Here is a 576-nt window from a genome sequence, read left to right as displayed (position 1 = left end):
ATGAGTCATCCCTGACCCCTTGAGGGTCCTAAAGGGCCGTTGGAGACCACAACGTTGATAGGTGGGGTGTGTAAGCGTAGTGATACGTTGAGCTAACCCATACTAATTACCCGTGAGGCTTAACCATACAACACCCAAGAAGTGTTTCTGGCCTTGTAGCGAATGAGCGAACTACTTACAAATTCAGTGATAATGACAAGCAACTAGCGAAGTCGTTATTCACGTCAGCTTTCTGGATTAAGATTTTGCCTGGCGGCAATAGCGCAGTGGAACCACCTGACCCCATGCCGAACTCAGAAGTGAAACGCTGTAGCGCCGATGGTAGTGTGGCATTCGCCATGCGAGAGTAGGACACTGCCAGGCACCCAATACAAGAAACCCCGCTCACTCGAGCGGGGTTTTTTATTGCCTGAAATTTATTTTTTAGATAATAATACCAATCGGATTAAACATTAGGTCAGTTTTATCCAATCTCGGCTACAAAGTGACATCACCCGCTCCACATCGGCAATAAAGTGCTTCCAGGCCGATGTGCAGGCATCAAGGATGTCGTCGTAATCCTTGAAGCTGCGATTA

2 rRNA genes and 1 pseudogene are annotated in these 576 nt (G+C 47.6%); 2 read left to right on the top strand and 1 reads right to left on the bottom strand.

Annotation, left to right across the window (positions count from 1 at the left end):
• Both J9889_RS21995 and rrf read left to right on the top strand, forming a co-directional pair.
• A 23S ribosomal RNA gene (locus J9889_RS21995) occupies positions 1-127 on the top strand; the annotation flags it as partial.
• A gap of 121 nt (positions 128-248) precedes the next feature.
• Positions 249-363, top strand: a 5S ribosomal RNA gene (rrf, locus tag J9889_RS21990).
• Positions 364-452: 89 nt separating this feature from the next.
• Here rrf and J9889_RS24325 read toward each other — a convergent pair.
• Positions 453-576, bottom strand: a pseudogene (locus J9889_RS24325) (IS630 family transposase); the annotation flags it as partial.

Source organism: Aeromonas sp. PrichA-15 (genome assembly GCF_017939245.1).
In the GTDB taxonomy this organism is placed as follows: domain Bacteria; phylum Pseudomonadota; class Gammaproteobacteria; order Enterobacterales; family Aeromonadaceae; genus Aeromonas; species Aeromonas caviae.
Note: the sequence above shows the minus strand (reverse complement) of the source record. Positions and strands in the feature narration are given on the sequence as shown.